Below are 16225 nucleotides of genomic sequence, written 5' to 3' on the forward strand. Positions count from 1 at the left end.
ACTGTTCAGGGACGCGGTTCGCTGATGACGTGTCTCGACAAGTCCGGAGTGTGCTCTCCGCCGTGCTGGTCGGCCTCGCGTGCCTGCTCGCGCCGCTGGGCGTACTCGCCGCGTGGGCGAAGTACGGCATCGAGGACGGCGCCCGCTACGCCGCCACCACCGCTCCGCTGGCCTCCGACGCCCAGGTCAGGGACGCCATCGCCGCCGCGGTCACCGACGGCATCATGCGCGAGGTGCACGTCGGCCCGCCCCTGGAGGGCTCGGTGCACGCCTTCGTCCACGACGCGGTCCGCTCCTTCACCGCCACCGAGGCCTTCCGTACCGCCTGGGACACCGCCAACCTCACCGCCCACGAGGCCGTGATGCGCGCCCTGCGCGACGACGGCGACAGCCCCGTCACCATCGACCTCGCCCCCGCCACCGAGCGCCTGAAGCAGCAACTCGCCGACGAGCATGTACCGTTCGCGGGCCGTATCCCTGTCGCGCACACGGAGATCACCCTGCTGCAGGCGGAGGACCTGACGAAACTGCGGAAGGGGTTCCACGTGCTCGAAATCGCCGGTTTCTGGCTGCCCGTGGCCGCGGTCGTCCTCGCCGTGACCGGCATCCTGCTGTCGGTATGCCGCCGCCGGGCCGTGCTCGCGACCGGACTCGGCACGGCGCTGGGCGCGGCGCTGCTCGCCGTCGCCATCGCGGTGGGCCGCCGGATGACGCTGCGGGACCTCCCTGCGGATGTCTCGCACCCCGCGGCCGGCGCGATCTACGACGCGCTCACCAGGACGCTGCGCATGGCCTCCTGGGTGCTCATGGCACTCGGTCTCACGGTCGCCCTGATCGCCTGGCTCACGGGCCTGTACGCGCGACGCCGGCGAGCGTCCACAGCGCCCGCTCAAGCTGCGGCGGAGGAACCGACGCAAGTCCGAGCCTGACAGAGTACGAGGCAACGCCTTCCGCCCCACCACGAGCCGCAAAGGCCGGTCCCGGCGTCACCGCGATCCCCCGCTCCGCCGCGGCCGCCGCGAACACGTCCGCACGCCAGGGCCGCGGCAGCTCCCACCAGGCGAAGTAGGCCCGCGGATCGGCCCGTACGGCGAAGCCGCCGAGGTGCTCCGCGACCAGTCGCTGGCGCGCCTCGGCGTCCGCCCGCTTGGCCGCCACCAGCCGCGCCACGGTCCCGTCCCCGATCCACCGCACCGCCGCCTCCAGTGCGAACCGCCCCGCCGTCCATCCGCCCGACCGCAGCGCCCCGGCGGCCTCCTCGCCGCGCCCTTCGGGCACCACGAGGAACCCGACGGTGAGCCCGGGCGCGACACGCTTGGACAACCCGTCCACGACGTAGGTGCGTTCGGGGGCGTATGCCGCGAGGGGCCGGCCGCCCTCGTCCCCGCACAGGAACGACCAGATGCGGTCCTCGATGACCGGCAGGTCCACGGCACGCAGGGCATCGGCAAGCTGTCCCCTCCGCTCTCGCCCCGTGGTCACCGACGTCGGATTGTGCAGCGTCGGCTGCACGTACACCGCGGACAGCGGCGCGGAGCGGTGCGTGGCGGCGAGTGCGTCCGGACGCAGGCCCTGGTCGTCCGTGGCGAGCGGGACGAGGACGATGCCCAGGCGCGCCGCGATCTCCTTGACCAGCGGATACGTCAGCCATTCGACGCCGACGCGGCCGCCGGGCGGCACGAGGGCGCCGAGGGCTCCCGCGATGGCCTGCCGTGCGTTGCCGGCGAACAGCAGCCGGTCCGGGTGCGGACGCCAGCCGGCGGTGGCGAGGAGCCCCGCGGCGGCCTCGCGCGCGGCCGGCGTCCCGGCGGCGGGCGCCGTGCGGGTGGCCTCGGCGAGGGCGTCCGGCCGCAGCAGCGGCGCGAGCCCGGCCGCCAGCAGCTCGGACTGGCCGGGCGCGGACGGGTAGTTGAGCTCAAGATTGACGGGCGCCGCGGTCGCCGGTTCAGCGAGCGCGCGGCCCGTCGGCACCGGCGAAGCCCGTACGAAGGTGCCCCGTCCGACCTCCCCGACCACGAGTCCGCGCCGCACGAGTTCGCCGTACACCCGCCCCGCCGTCGACGCCGCCATCCCGTGCCGTCGGGCGAACGCCCTCTGCGGAGGCAGCCGTTGACCCGGGCGCAGCCGCCCCGCGGCGATGTCCGCGGCGATCCGGTCGGCGATCCGCCGGTAGTCCTCCACGATTCCCCCTTGGATTGCACCGAGGGCAAAGATCTTATTGCGCCGAGCAGTTGACGACCCTAGGGTCATGGCCATGGCACCCTTCCTCGCATACGAGGACGAAGGCACCGATACCGGTCGACTGCCATTCGTCCTCGTCCACGGCCACCCCTTCGACCGCACGATGTGGGCCCCGCAGCTCACGGAGTTCCCCCGCACGCGCCGTGTCATCGCCCCGGATCTGCGCGGCTACGGCGCCTCCCCGGTCGTCGCCGGCGTCACCCCGCTCGCGGCGTTCGCCGACGACATCGCGGGCCTCCTCGACGACCTGGGTGTGGACCGCTTCGTCCTCGCCGGGCTCTCCATGGGCGGCCAGATCGCCATGGAGTGCTGGTCCCGGTTCCCGGAGCGGATCGCCGGTCTCGTCCTCGCGGACACCTTCCCGGCGGCGGAGACCGACGAGGGCAGGCGGGCCCGGTACGCCATGGCGGACCGCCTGCTGCGCGAAGGGATGCGCGGGTACGCCGACGAGGTGCTGCACCGGATGGTCGCACCGTACGCCGACCCTGATGTGGCGGCACACGTCCACCGCATGATGACCGCGACGTCCCCCGAGGGCGCGGCGGCGGCCCTGCGCGGCCGGGCGGAACGCCCCGACTACCGCGACCTGCTCACCCGCGTCACGGTCCCGGCCCTGGTGGTGGTCGGCGAGGACGACACGTACACCCCCGTCGCGGACGCGGAGGCCATGCATGCGGCGCTCCCCGACTCGACGCTCCAGGTCGTGGCGGGCGCCGCCCACCTGCCGAACCTGGAACGGCCGAAGGAGTTCGACAAGGCGCTGGGGGAGTTCCTGGGGCGGGTGGACGCCTGAGACAGCAGGCACCCGCGCTCACCCGTTCGGCCCCTCTCCCCCTGCGCGGCCCCTCCTCCCGGGCGAACCTGCGGATGAACGTCCCGTCCCGAGGAGGCGACCCCCATGGTCCAGCACACCGCACGCACCGCGCACCCGAAGCGCACGGCGTGGGCGACCGGCGGCACGGCGTTCGCCGGGGTCCTGATGATGGTCGGGGGAGTCGTGGGGGTGCTGAACGGCATCGCGGGCATCGCCACGAACAACGTGTACCTCCGCGTCGGCGACTACGTGTACCAGTTCAGCCTCACCACCTGGGGCTGGATCCACCTGATCGTCGGTGTCCTGGTGGCGGTCACGGGCTGGGGGGTGCTCCAGGGCATGGAGTGGGCGCGCTGGACGGGCGTGGGCCTGGCGGCCCTGTACATGATCCTGTACTTCATGTTCCTGCCGTACGCCCCGGTCTGGTCGTTCATCGCCATCGCGATCGGCGGTCTCGTGATCTGGTCCCTGGTGACGGGGGACCGCACCGAGGCGATGCCGTAGCTCCTCCGACGGACCGAGGTCCGCCGCAGCCCGTGTCGCGTCGGCAACCATCTCCCCCGCGATCCCGTCCTTGAGGGAGGATTCGGACACCGAGTCCACCGAGGGGAAGGCGGCGGTAGGTGGAGACTGCGACCGCGGAACGGACCGGGCAGGCCGAGACCCGGCGCCGGCCCGGGGGGCGGAGCGCGGTGGCCTGGTTCGCCGGGCTGCTGCTCGCCGGGGTGAGCGTCGTCGTCGGCTGCCGTGCCGCCGACACCGACGCGGTCACGCCCGTCCCGCAACTGCTCGCCTTCCTGCCCTGGCTGCTCGCCCCCACCGCACTCGCCCTTCTCCTGGCTCTGCTCGCCCGCTGGCGCACCGGCATGGTCTGGGGCGTCCTCGCGCTCGCCGCGCTCGCCTGGTTCATCGAGCCGTACGGCAGGGCCGGAGAGCCCACCGGCACCCCGCTCGCCGAATTCCGGGTGCTGACCTCCAACGTGGAGTTCGGCCGCGGCACCGACTCCCTCGTGCCCGCCATCCGCCGCGAGCGCCCCGACATCGTGTTCGTCGAGGAGTGCGAGTACCGCTGCTCCGCCACCCTTCGGCGCGCCTTCGGCGGCGCGGGCGGCGCCTACCCCTACCGGCAGGCCGTGGAGGGGGCCGGTTCCGACGGGTCACTCATCCTGAGCCGGTTCCCGCTGAGGGCCGCGCCCGGCGTGCCCGGCACCATGGGCATGCCCGGAGCCGTGGCCGACATCCGCGGCCACGCCGTACGCCTCCAGCTCGCCCACCCCATGCCCCCGCTCCCCGGCCAGCTCTCGCTCTGGCAGCGAGAACTGGGGGAGCTGCGCTCCTATGCGGCCGCCGGCGGCGACACCCCCACCGTCCTCGCCGGGGACTTCAACGCCTCCCAGGACCACGCCGCCTTCCGCCGCATCCTGGACACCGGTCTGCGCGACGGCGCCCGACTCGCCGGAGACTCCCGCACGCCGTCCTGGCCCGCCAGGACCGCACCGCCGTTCGGCACCCAGATCGACCACGTCCTCGTCTCCCGGGACTTCTCCGCGAACTCGGCCCGCTTCCTGGACATCTCCGGCACCGACCACCGCGCCCTGCTCGTCGACGTCACCCTCCACCGGCAGGCCCGGGCCTGAGGGTCACCCGCGCCAAATGGCGATAATGAGAGCATGTCCCGCGAGTTTCCCATCGGCCTCACCCCTCCGGACTGGCTGGTAAGGAACCTCAAACCCCAGCAGGCACCCGTCAACTGGCCCGCCGTCGCCCGCGCCGCGGTCGCCCTGTCCCTGCCGCTCGCGATCGGACTCGCCTTCGGGGAACCCGCCTACGGCGCACTCGCCGCCCTTGGCGCCCTGTCCGGCGTCATCGGGGACACCGCGGACGCGTACCGCATGCGGATCCTCAACATCGCGATCCCCCAGCTCTTCGGGGCCGCCGGCGTCACCGTCGGTGCGCTGGTGTTCGAGCAGGGCTGGATCACCGTCGCCGCCCTGACGGGGGTCGCGCTGGTCTCCGGAATGATCTCCTCGATCGGCGCGGTCTCCTCCGCCTCCGGGCTGCTGCTGCTCCTCAACGCGGTGATCGGGGCGGGACTCCCGCTGCCCGGCGGCTGGTGGCTGGCGCCGCTGCTCATATCCGGCGGCGGACTGCTCGTCCTCGCCCTGGCACTGCTCGCCTGGCCGCTGCGCTCGGGCGTGCCGGAGCGGGCCGCGGTCGCCGGCAGCTACCGCGCGGTCGCCGACCTGCTGGCCGCCTGCGGGACGGACCGGTACGACGCCGCCCGGTACGCCGTCACCCAGTCCTTCAACGAGTCCTACGACCTCGTCCTCGCCCGGCGCGCCCGCCACCACGGCCGCAGTCCCGAACTGGTGCGTCTGCTCGCCCAGTTGAACGCGATCACGCCGGTGGTGGAGGCCGCCCCGGCCGCCCACCACTACGGCAGGCCGCTGCCGCCGGAGATACCGGCCGCTGTGCGCCGCCTCGCCGACGCCGTGGACGCCTGCCAGCGGGGCTTCGTCGCCCTCGGCCTGCCCGAGCCGGTCGGCGAGACGGGACGCGCCGTGGACCACGCGCTGCGCCACGCCGCCGAGGTCGTGACGGCCCAGAACGTCGACCTGCGCACCTTCGCCGACCGCCTCGGCCTCTCCCAAGCTCTCGACGACGCTCGAGCAGGGGGAACCCCCATCGCCCCCCTGCGCGTCCGCGCCTGTCGCGCGGGCCGCGACGTCCTTCTCTCCGGCACCTCGTGGCGCTACGGGCTGCGCCTCGCGCTGTGCATCGGCATCGCCCAGGCCCTGGTGTCCCTCGTCCCGGTCCCACGCTCGTACTGGATCGCCCTCACCATCACCTTCGTCCTGAAGCCGGACTTCGGGTCGGTCTTCTCCCGGGCGCTGCTGCGCGCGCTGGGCACGGTGGCGGGCCTGGTGGCGGCGGCCGTGGTGCTCGCCGCGGTTCCGCTCGGCTGGGGGGACGTGGCGGCCCTGCTGGTCCTCGCTCCGCTCATCCCCGCGCTGACGCCCCGCGGATACGGCTACCAGACGGCCGCGATCACACCGGTGATCCTGATCCTGTCGGACATCCTCAACCGCCAGGGCACGGCACTGCTGGTTCCCCGCCTGGTCGACTCGCTGATCGGGTGCGCGATCGCTCTCGTCGCCGGTTATCTGCTGTGGCCGGAGAGCTGGCGCACGCGCGTGGGCGACCGGCTCGCGGACGCGGTCGCCGACACGGCGGCGTACGTGGATGCCGCGTTCGGCGACTCCACCGATCCCGGGACCCGCGCCCGCATGCGGCGCCGCCTGTACCGCGACCTGTCCACGATCCGTACGGAGTTCCAGCGGGCGCTGACCGAACCGCCGCCGACGGGACGCCGCGCCGCCGCCTGGTGGCCCCTGGTCGTCGCGGTGGAACGGATCGTGGACACGACGACGGCCGCACGGGAGCGGGTGAAACAGGGGGCACCGTCGCCGTCCCCCGCCGAGGTCGCGCAGGTCACGCTGCAACTGCGGGAGCTGTCGGAGGGCGTGCGGGAGACGGAGGTCCTGGTCGCGGTCCGCACGGACCTCACCGGACCGCCGGACAGCATCCTGGAGCCGCTGCGACAGGAGGTCGCGGCGGCGCGGGCGATCGCGTCGCCGCACTGAGACGACGGGACCCGGGTACGGGTCGGGGCGGGAGCACCGGGCCCCGCCCCCTCAGCCGTACGTCAGACCCCTACGTCACGGCCGTCCGCGCGCCACACCGCGACGACGGCCGGGCGGACGATCTTCCCGGGGCCGTCGGGCCAGGCGCTGGCCGGCTTCTCGACGGTCGCGCCGTCGACCTCACCCGGATGCTGCACGGCCACGACCACACGCCGGTCCTGGACGATCGGCCCGCAGGTCTCGGCACCGGTCGGCACGGTCAGGAACTGCTTGAGCTCACCGCGCCGCTCGCCGCGGGTGGCGACACCGAAGAGACCGTCGTGGGAGCCGAGCTGGTTGCCGTCGGTGGAGATCCACAGGTTGCCGTACGGGTCGAAGGCGACGTTGTCCGGGCAGGAGATCGGGCTGACCTGGTCCTTCGGGAACCCGGCGAAGTAGGTGGAGGAGTCGGCGGGGTCACCGGCGACGAGGAAGAGCGACCAGGCGAACGAGGTGCTCTCGGGCCGGTTGCGGCTCTCGGTGAGCTCCAGGATGTGCCCGTGCTTGTTGCCGTTGCGCGGGTTGGCCTCGTCGGCGGGCGCGTTGCCGGTCTTGCCGCGGTTGGTGTTGTTGGTGAGGACGACATAGACCTTGCCGGTGTGCGGAGAGGGCTGGATGTCCTCGGGCCGGTCCATCTTGGTGGCGCCGACCTTGTCCCCCGCGAGCCGGGTGAACACGAAGACCTCCTCCGCGCTCATGCCCTCGACGTGGGACACGGCCCCGCGGGCGGTGGCGGTGGCGAGCGGGATCCAGGTGCCGGAGCCGTCGAACTCCCCGTCGGCCGGCAGCTTGCCGCTGCCGTCGATGTCGGTGGCCGGGGAGTCACCGGTGAGCTTGGCGACGTACAGCGTGCCCTCGTCCAGGAGCGAGAGGTTGTGCTCGCGCACGGACCGGGAGTTCCCGTGCCGCATCCGCTTGCTGCTGACGAACTTGTAGAAGTAGTCGAACCGCTCGTCGTCACCGGAGTAGACGACGGGGCGCCCGTCCTCGGTGAGGCGCACGGTGGCGGCCTCGTGCTTGAAGCGGCCGAGCGCGGTGTGCTTGCGGGGCGTGGAGGTGGGGTCGTACGGGTCGAACTCGACGACGTACCCGAAGCGGTGGACCTCGTTGGGCTCGTGGGCGAGGTCGAAGCGGCGGTCGAAGCGCTCCCACTTGCGCTCGGTGGCGGAGGTGCCGATGCCGTACCGCTTGTCGGTGGCGCTGGACCCGTTGGCGAAGTACTGGTTGAAGTTCTCCTCGCCGTGCAGGGTGGTGCCCCATGGGGTGGTGCCGCCCGAGCAGTTGTTGAGCGTGCCGAGGACCTTGCGGCCGGTCGGGTCGGCGGAGGTCTTCAGCAGGTCGGATCCGGCGGCGGGGCCGGTGAGACGGAACTCGGTGGTGGCGGTGACGCGGCGGTTGAGGGGGTGTCGGGGAACCGCGGTGAGACTCCCGGTCCTCTTGTCCTCCTCGACGACCACGGCGGCGAGCCCGTGGGCGGCCCAGGCGATCTCGACCTGCTGCCGGGTGGGGTTCGCCGGGTCGTAGCCCCGGAACATGATCACTTCATCGGTGTACTCGTGATTGGCGACGAGCAGTTGGCGGTCGCACTCCCCCGGGAGCGGCAGGAGGGCGAGGAAGTCGTTGTTGTACCCGAACTGGCCCGCCTGGGCGGCGGCGGTCTGGTGCTCCGGGTCGAAGGCGGGCGCGCCGCGGAGGATCGGGTCGCCCCAGCGGATGACGACGTTCTGGCGGTAGCCCTCGGGGACGACGACGGCGTCGGTGGTGTTGGGTGCGACGGGGGCGAAGCGGAGGCCGCGGGCGGCGGTGGTGGCGGCGGCGTGGGCGGTGGTGGCCGCGTCGGCCTGCGGGGCCTTGGCGATCGCTGCCGTGCCGGTGGCGGTGGCGACCGTGACGACGGCGGCGGCGCGCAGGGCGGAACGGCGGCTGAGCGCGCCGGCGATGACGTCGCCGACGTACTCGTTGGAGCTGGTGTTGGGCACCTCGTGGAAACAGGCGTCGCCGCACCGGAAGCGGCATGTCAGGGCCGACCGGCCGCCGGGGTGCGAACTGGACGGCGTTCCGATCAGCGGCAGCAGTTTGCGCACTTTACTCTCCCCTTATGATCCCTTGATGTGGGCGTGACGCTAAGGGGATGGATGTGCGGGAGCGGGGCGGACGGATGAACGGACGGTGAACCGGCGGGATCCGTACGGGGGTTGGGGCACCGGTTGACAGGCGTGGTCCACGGGCCGGGCGGGGTGGTCCCGCGGCCCGGTCGTCGTGTCGGTAACGGCGGGATCGCGGTATTGACATCGGGCGCTTCCGAGGGTCGGACCCTGCCCAAGATCGCCGCCTGCGCCCGCTAACCTTACGTGTCCGTCCTGGCCAGGGATCGACGGGCATCAACTCATGCGAAGGGTTGCGCACATGGGCATTCTCACTCTCCTGCGGAACGCGTTCGGCCGCTCACGCAAGGGTCGCTCCGCCGAGGGCGAGCCCTCGTCGAGGCCCGCGGAGCCGACGGTTTCGGCACCGGCGACGGAGTCGGAGGCGTCCGCCGCGGAGTCCACCGAGCCGGCCGTCACGCCCGAGATCCCGGCCCAGCAGTCGTCGGACCGGGTGGACGAGCACGATCTGGTGTCGGCGGCGTTCGACAGCGTGACGGTGCCGAGGCAGGCGACCTCGATGGAGGAGACGACCCCGGCAGCGGAGGCGACGGAGGCTGAGGCTGAGGTGACGTTTTCAGCCGAGCCGGAGGTTGTGGCGGAGCCCGAGGCCGAGGCGGAGCCCGAAGCTCCGGTCACGGCCGAGGCGCCCGTTTCGGCCGAGGCGGAGGTTTCCGCTGAGCCGGAGCGTGAGGAGCCCGGAGCCGAGGCTGCGGCCGAGGTGACGGAGAAGCCAGAGCCGGAGGTTGTGGAGGAGCCGGAGCTGGAGGTTGTGGCGGAGCGGGGGCACGAGCCCGTGGTGGAGGCGAGCCCCGAGCCCGAGCCGACGGCCGCGGTCACGGCGAAGCCGGATACCGAGGTGCCCCCCGAGCCGGCCCCGGCCGCCGGGGCCGCAGGAGAGCCGGAGCGGCCCACCGCCGAGGCCACGGCGAAGCCGGAGCCGGAGACCGAGGCCACGGCGAAGCCGGAGCCGGAGACCGAGGCCACCCCCGAACCCGAACCCACCGCCGAGGCCACCCCCGAACCCGAACCCACCGCCGAGGCCACCCCCGAACCCGAACCCACGCCCGAAGCCGAAGTGGCCGAGCCCGTGGCCGCGCGGGCCGACGGCCCGGCAACCGCCGGCGCCGAGGAAACCCCGCAGGAGTCAGCCGCCGCCGACGACAACCCCGCGGGCGGGGACGACTCCGCCGAAGGCGAAGCCGAGGCGGCCGAACCGCACGCCGCCGCCCCCGCCCTCACACTCGCCCGCGTGAAGTCCCGCGCCCCCGGCCTGACCACCGCCTACAAGGCCGCGGCCACCGCCCTCGAGAAGCACGACCTCACCGGAACCCGAGCCCAGGTCTACCTCGTCCTCGACCGCTCCGCCTCCATGCGCCCGTACTACAAGGACGGCTCCGCCCAGGCCCTCGGCGAGCAGGCCCTCGCCCTCGCCGCCCACCTGGACCCTGAGGCCACGGTCCACGTCGTCTTCTTCTCCACGGAACTGGACGGCACCGGCGAACTGACCCTCACCGACCACGAGAACAAGATCGACGAACTCCACGCGGGTCTCGGCCGCATGGGCCGCACCAGCTACCACGCGGCCGTGGAAGCGGTGATCGCCCACCACGAGAAGTCCTCGGACCCTGCCCTCCCCGCCCTGGTGATCTTCCAGACGGACGGCGCCCCGGACGCGAAGACCCCCGCCACCCAGTCCCTCACGGAGGCCGCGAAGAGCCACCCCGGCATCTTCTTCTCCTTCATCGCCTTCGGCGAGCCGGGGAACAAGGCCTTCGACTACCTCCGCAAGCTCAAGACGGACAACGCCGCGCACTTCCTGGCCGGCGAGAGCCCGCGTGAGCTCACGGACACGGAGGTCTACGAAGGCGTGCTGGCGTCCTGGCGCCCGTAGCCCTACCCGCCGCCCCACGAGGCCCCGGCCGGCCGCCCCTTCCCACCCCTCAGAACGGGAAGCGGGCGGCCTGCCCGTTTCGGCTACGATTTCAAGGTTCGTAGACGACGCAGACGGCCCGAAATCCGACGCTCGTCACCCCACGTAACGACTTGGGAGCAGCCCGCGATGGCTCGACACCTCATCACCAGCGCCCTTCCGTACATCAACGGGATCAAGCACCTGGGCAACATGGTGGGGTCCATGCTCCCGGCCGACGTGTACTCCCGGTACCTGCGTCAGCGCGGCCACGACGTGCTCTACATCTGCGCGACGGACGAGCACGGGACCCCCGCCGAGCTGGCGGCCAAGGAGCTCGGCCTGCCGGTCGACGAGTTCTGCGCCCAGGCGCACGACGCGCAGAAGGCGGTGTACGACGGCTTCAACCTGGCCTTCGACTACTTCGGCCGCAGTTCCTCCCCGCAGAACCGGGACATCACGCAGGAGATCGCCCGCGAGCTCAAGGCGAACGGGTTCATCGAGGAGCGGGCCATCCGCCAGGTGTACTCGAACGCCGACGGCCGCTTCCTGCCCGACCGGTACATCATCGGCACCTGCCCGCACTGCGGCTACGACAAGGCCCGCGGCGACCAGTGCGAGAACTGCACCCGTGTCCTGGACCCGACGGACCTGATCGACCCGCGTTCGGCGATCAGCGGCAGCAGCGACCTGGAGGTCCGGGAGACCAAGCACCTCTTCCTCCTCCAGTCCGCGCTGGCCGGCGAGGTCGAGGCGTGGGTCGACGAGCGCGCCGACAACTGGCCGGTGCTGGCCTCCTCGATCGCCCGCAAGTGGCTCACCGAGGGCCTGCACGACCGGGCGATCACCCGTGACCTGGACTGGGGCGTCCCGGTTCCGGCCGACACCTGGCCGGACCTGGCCGCGGAGGGCAAGGTCTTCTACGTCTGGTTCGACGCCCCGATCGAGTACATCGGCGCGACGAAGGAGTGGGCCGACCAGGACCCGGAGAACCGGGACTGGCGCTCGTGGTGGTGGGAGTCGGACGCGGACGTCCACTACACGCAGTTCATGGGCAAGGACAACGTGCCCTTCCACAGCGTGATGTTCCCGGCGACCCTGCTGGGCACCCGCGCTCCGTGGAAGAAGGTCGACGTCATCAAGGCCTTCAACTGGCTCAACTACTACGGCGGCAAGTTCTCCACGTCGCAGAAGCGCGGCGTCTTCACGCACGACGCGCTGGAGATCCTCCCGGCCGACTACTGGCGCTACTTCATGATGGCGAACGCGCCGGAGTCCGACGACTCGTCCTTCACCTGGGAGCACTTCACGGCCACGGTGAACAAGGACCTGGCGGACACGCTGGGCAACTTCGTCAACCGGGTCCTGTCCTTCTCCCGCAAGCGCTTCGGCGACGCGGTCCCGGAGGGCGGCGAGCCGGGCGAGGCCGAGGCGAGGCTCGGCGAGGAGATCGCACGCCTTCTCGCGGAGTACGAGGAGCACATGGAGGCCATCCAGTTCCGCAAGGCGGCGGCCTCGCTGCGCGCCCTGTGGTCGGCCGGCAACTCCTACCTCGAGGAGAAGGCCCCCTGGCTTGAGATCAAGACGAACAAGGAGGGCGCGGCCCTCACCCTGCGTACGGCGATGAACCTGATCCATCTCTACGCGGTGGTCTCGGAACCGTTCATCCCGACGTCGTCGGCGACGATGCGCGGCGCCTTCGACCTGAAGGACGACACGGCGACGTGGGTCACGCGGGAGGAGGCCAGGTCCTTGACCTCGGTCCCCGTCGGCACGCCCTTCACGGTTCCCCCGGTCCTCTTCGCCAAGCTGACGGACGATGACCTGGCCGCGTACAAGGAGCGCTTCGGCGGCGAGTCGGAGTAGCCCTACTGGATCCTCCGCGCCCCTGTACGCACCCACCACCAAAGCTATACATTGCGAAGATCATGTGAAGCCAGTGACTTACTGGGACATGACTGCACATGTGAGCCAACTGAGTGGGGGGGACCATCCATGGCGCTGTTCGGAAACGCGCACACCATCGACTCGGCCACGGCCCAGCAGGACTACGCGCGCCTGCTGGGCAACGGCGAGCAGGTACACGCCGCGTTCCTGCTGATACGCGACACCATCCTGTTCACCGACCGCCGTCTGATCCTGGTCGACAAGCAGGGCATCACCGGCAAGAAGGTGGAGTACCACTCCATCCCGTACCGCAGCATCACCCACTTCGCGGTCGAGACCGCCGGCACCTTCGACCTGGACGCCGAGCTCAAGATCTGGGTCTCCGGAACGCCCACCCCGATCGAGAAGACCTTCACCAAGGGCGTGGACATCTACGAGGTCCAGGCGATCCTCACGCAGTTCGTCGCCAAGTAGCCAGGCGGACCACGCGAGAAGGGCCCGGGAAACCGTCGTTTCCCGGGCCCTCGACGTCCCTGCGTCAGCTGCCGCTCGCCGAAGCCGACGGCGTGGCGGACGCCCCGGGCTGTCCCGGACCGTCCGTACCGTCGTGCGTCTCGTCCGGCGACACGCCCAGCGTCAGGTGCGCCCGCACACCCTTCGCGATGTTCTTCCTGTCGTACGTGAGGTACAGCAGACCGCCCGCGTGCCCGTCCTGCGGATAGATCGTGTCCTCCGTCAGCGTGGTGCGCGTCACCGGGTTCGTGGAGTAGGGGGCGACCTCCGCCGACGCCAGCACCGCCGTCTCGTCGAAGAACAGCTGTCCCGTGTGACAGGTGTGGCCGCCCTCGTAGCCCGCGTCTGTCCACTCGCCGTCCACGTGCACCTTGACGTGGATGTGGACGCAGCGGCCCTGGTACCAGCCGGGGAAGATCGTCCTGAAGGTGACGCGCCCGTGCCGGTCGGTCCTCCAGGTGCCGCGCAGGTAGCGCTGGTCGTCGGTGGGTTCCTGGTGCCCGCCACCGCCGCCGGGACCGCCGGACGGCGGTTCGCCGGTGGGTGTGCCGGACGGCGGTTCGCCGGTGGGGGCGGGGCCGCCACCGTCGCTGCCCTGGGCCTCGTAGCCGGAGTAGACGCCGATCGCGTCGCAGTGCCAGATGTCGACGGCGGCGTTTCCGATCGGCCGGCAGGTCTCCGAGTCGATCACCTGAAGGGCGAGCAGGAGCGGGATGCCCTCCCGGTCCTCGGTGACGTCCCGGCGGATCTTGTCCGCGTCGATGTAGTACGGGCCCTCGACGGTCTCCGACGTGAGGCTGTAGCAGGGCTCGCCGTCGCTCCCGGAGGAGGCCGACGTCCGCGTCTTCCCGTCGGCGAAGGCGTTCACCGCGAACGTGCCGCCCAGGCCGGCCGCCGCGACCGCGCCCGCGCCCACCGCGACGACCTTGCGGCGCGTCAAGTCCTTTGCCTGATGGGGACCTCTGGGTTTCTGATTGGCTGTCATGCACCTGGAAGGTAGACGTGAAGCCTGTCAGAGAGCTGAGAAAGGGGCGCGCCTCCCCGCCCGAGGGCGGGCACAAGACCCTGTCCTGAGCGGCGTACGGACGACGAGCGGGCCCCGAACCCCTCCTCGGGGTTCGGGGCCCGCTCGCGCGTCACGCCGTTACTTCGGCTGCAGCTTCCGAATGGAAAGGTGCAGCTCGCGCAGCCGCGCCTCGTCCAGTTCCGTCGGCGCGCCCATCATCAGGTCCAGGGCGTTGCCGTTGAGCGGGAAGGCGATCGTCTCGCGGATGTTGGGCTCGTCGGCCAGCAGCATGACGATACGGTCGACGCCCGGCGCGATGCCGCCGTGCGGCGGGGCGCCGAAGCGGAAGGCGCGCAGCATGCCCGCGAACTTCTCCTCGACGGTCTCGCGGTCGTAGCCCGCGATCTCGAAGGCCTTGAGCATGATCTCCGGCTCGTGGTTCCGGATCGCGCCGGAGGACAGCTCGACGCCGTTGCAGACGATGTCGTACTGCCAGCCCAGGATGTCCAGCGGGTCCTGGGTCTGAAGCGCCTCCAGGCCACCCTGCGGCATCGAGAACGGGTTGTGCGAGAAGTCGATCGCGCCGGTCTCCTCGTCCTTCTCGTACATCGGGAAGTCGACGATCCAGCAGAAGCGGAAGACGCCCTCCTCGAAGTGGCCGGCCCGCTTGGCGGCCTCGACCCGCACCGCGCCCATGATCTTCGAGACCTCGTCGAACTCGCCGGCGCCGAAGAACACCGCGTGACCGGAGGCCAGGGACAGGCGCTTGGTCAGCTCCGCGACGTTCTCCTCGGTCAGGAACTTCGCGATCGGGCCGGTCAGCGAGCCGTCCTCGGCGACGCGTACCCAGGCCAGTCCCTTGGCGCCCAGCGAGACCGCGTAGTCACCGAGCTGGTCGAAGAACTTCCGGGGCTGCGAGGAGACGTCCGGCACCGGCAGCGCGCGTACGTGCTTGCCCGCGAAGGCCTTGAACTCCGAGCCCTCGAAGACGTCGGTGATGTCGACCAGCTCCAGCTTGGCGCGCAGGTCCGGCTTGTCCGAGCCGTACTTCAGCATCGCCTCGCGGAACGGGATCCGCGGGAAGGGAGAGGTGACGTGACGTCCGCCGCCGAACTCCTCGAAGATCTCCGTCATGAGCTTCTCGATCGGCTGGAAGACGTCCTCCTGCTCGACGAAGCTCATCTCGACGTCGAGCTGGTAGAACTCGCCCGGCGAGCGGTCCGCGCGAGCGTCCTCGTCGCGGAAGCAGGGCGCGATCTGGAAGTAGCGGTCGAAGCCGGAGATCATCAGCAGCTGCTTGAACTGCTGCGGGGCCTGGGGCAGGGCGTAGAACTTGCCCGGGTGCAGGCGGGAGGGGACGACGAAGTCGCGGGCGCCCTCCGGGGAGGTGGCGCTGAGGATCGGGGTCGCCATCTCGTTGAAGCCCATCGCCGCCATCTTGTGGCGGATGGACGAGATCACGGCCGTCCGCAGCATGATGTTGCGGTGCATGCGCTCGCGGCGCAGGTCCAGGAAGCGGTACTCCAGGCGCCGCTCCTCGTTCACGCCGTCCTCGGTGTTGATCGTGAAGGGGAGCGGGGCCGCCTCGCCCAGCACCTCCACCTCGCCGACCTCGATCTCGATCTCGCCGGTCGGCAGGTCCGGGTTCACGTTCTCCGTGCCACGGGAGACGACCTTGCCGTCGATCCGGACGACCGTCTCCTTGGAGAGCTTGTCGAGCGCCTCGTACGCGGGCGTGCCGGGGCGGGCGACGAGCTGCGTGATGCCGTAGTGGTCGCGAAGATCGATGAAGAGGATGCCGCCCAGGTCGCGCCGATTGTGCAGCCAGCCACTCAGCCGGACGTCGCTGCCGACGTCAGAGGCGCGGAGCTCGCCGCAGGTGTGGGACCTGTACCGATGCATCGTCGTTCATCCAGTCTTCGCGGATCGGGGTCTTTCCGGGGGCGCTCGCCCCGGTGCCTCCGGGCGGGCACGGCCCGGAGCTACCAAGGGTACCGGCCGCCCCAAGATCGCCTCCCCCTCATT

Annotated in this window: 12 protein-coding genes; 8 read left to right on the forward strand and 4 right to left on the reverse strand. The window is 71.4% G+C overall.

The annotated features are described in order from the left end of the window. Nucleotides 1-29: 29 nt before the first annotated feature. Nucleotides 30-929: a hypothetical protein gene (locus tag ACZ3TS_RS31760; RefSeq protein ID WP_467624726.1), complete on the forward strand. Its 900-nt coding sequence runs from the start codon at nucleotides 30-32 to the stop codon at nucleotides 927-929. Here ACZ3TS_RS31760 and ACZ3TS_RS31765 read toward each other — a convergent pair. Beyond that, nucleotides 844-2181, reverse strand: a complete 1338-nt coding sequence (locus ACZ3TS_RS31765; protein WP_467624728.1) for an aminotransferase-like domain-containing protein — start codon at nucleotides 2179-2181, stop codon at nucleotides 844-846. The genes ACZ3TS_RS31760 and ACZ3TS_RS31765 overlap by 86 nt on opposite strands. A gap of 73 nt (nucleotides 2182-2254) precedes the next feature. On the opposite strand from ACZ3TS_RS31765, the gene ACZ3TS_RS31770 reads away from it, so the two are divergent. The 4 genes from ACZ3TS_RS31770 (at nucleotide 2255) to ACZ3TS_RS31785 (ending at nucleotide 6699) form a co-directional block, all read left to right on the forward strand. Further along, complete coding sequence (locus tag ACZ3TS_RS31770) at nucleotides 2255-3034, forward strand: alpha/beta fold hydrolase (protein ID WP_467624771.1); 780 nt, start codon at nucleotides 2255-2257, stop codon at nucleotides 3032-3034. Nucleotides 3035-3139: 105 nt separating this feature from the next. Then, complete coding sequence (locus tag ACZ3TS_RS31775; RefSeq protein ID WP_467624730.1) at nucleotides 3140-3559, forward strand: DUF7144 family membrane protein; 420 nt, start codon at nucleotides 3140-3142, stop codon at nucleotides 3557-3559. Between the two features lie 119 nt (nucleotides 3560-3678). Further along, on the forward strand, nucleotides 3679-4692 hold the full coding sequence (locus ACZ3TS_RS31780; RefSeq protein ID WP_467624732.1) for an endonuclease/exonuclease/phosphatase family protein: 1014 nt from the start codon (nucleotides 3679-3681) through the stop codon (nucleotides 4690-4692). Between the two features lie 33 nt (nucleotides 4693-4725). Further along, the gene (locus ACZ3TS_RS31785; RefSeq protein WP_467624733.1) at nucleotides 4726-6699 is read left to right on the forward strand and encodes an FUSC family protein; all 1974 of its coding nucleotides are present in this window, start codon (nucleotides 4726-4728) and stop codon (nucleotides 6697-6699) included. Between the two features lie 62 nt (nucleotides 6700-6761). Here the strand turns inward: ACZ3TS_RS31785 and ACZ3TS_RS31790 are convergent, their stop codons facing one another. Further along, a complete protein-coding gene (locus ACZ3TS_RS31790) occupies nucleotides 6762-8822 on the reverse strand; it encodes a PhoX family protein (protein WP_467624735.1) in 2061 nt (686 codons plus the stop codon). 322 nt (nucleotides 8823-9144) lie between these two features. Here ACZ3TS_RS31790 and ACZ3TS_RS31795 point away from each other — a divergent pair, with 322 nt between their 5' ends. From ACZ3TS_RS31795 to ACZ3TS_RS31805, 3 genes are all read left to right on the forward strand, one after another. Continuing rightward, nucleotides 9145-10776 carry a VWA domain-containing protein gene (locus ACZ3TS_RS31795; protein ID WP_467624738.1) on the forward strand — a complete coding sequence of 544 codons (1632 nt, stop codon included), beginning with the start codon at nucleotides 9145-9147 and terminating at the stop codon, nucleotides 10774-10776. A gap of 168 nt (nucleotides 10777-10944) precedes the next feature. After that, the gene (metG, locus tag ACZ3TS_RS31800; RefSeq protein ID WP_467624739.1) at nucleotides 10945-12660 is read left to right on the forward strand and encodes a methionine--tRNA ligase; all 1716 of its coding nucleotides are present in this window, start codon (nucleotides 10945-10947) and stop codon (nucleotides 12658-12660) included. A 129-nt stretch (nucleotides 12661-12789) separates the two neighbouring features. Next, on the forward strand, nucleotides 12790-13155 hold the full coding sequence (locus ACZ3TS_RS31805; RefSeq protein ID WP_467624741.1) for a PH domain-containing protein: 366 nt from the start codon (nucleotides 12790-12792) through the stop codon (nucleotides 13153-13155). Between the two features lie 64 nt (nucleotides 13156-13219). On the opposite strand, the gene ACZ3TS_RS31810 is transcribed toward ACZ3TS_RS31805, so the two are convergent. Together ACZ3TS_RS31810 and aspS are read right to left on the reverse strand one after the other, a co-directional pair. Beyond that, nucleotides 13220-14179 carry an intradiol ring-cleavage dioxygenase gene (locus tag ACZ3TS_RS31810; protein ID WP_467624744.1) on the reverse strand — a complete coding sequence of 320 codons (960 nt, stop codon included), beginning with the start codon at nucleotides 14177-14179 and terminating at the stop codon, nucleotides 13220-13222. 159 nt (nucleotides 14180-14338) lie between these two features. After that, a complete protein-coding gene (gene aspS, locus ACZ3TS_RS31815) occupies nucleotides 14339-16102 on the reverse strand; it encodes an aspartate--tRNA ligase (protein ID WP_467624746.1) in 1764 nt (587 codons plus the stop codon). Between the last annotated feature and the right edge of the window lie 123 nt (nucleotides 16103-16225).

This window comes from Streptomyces sp. NPDC022910 (genome assembly GCF_055561075.1).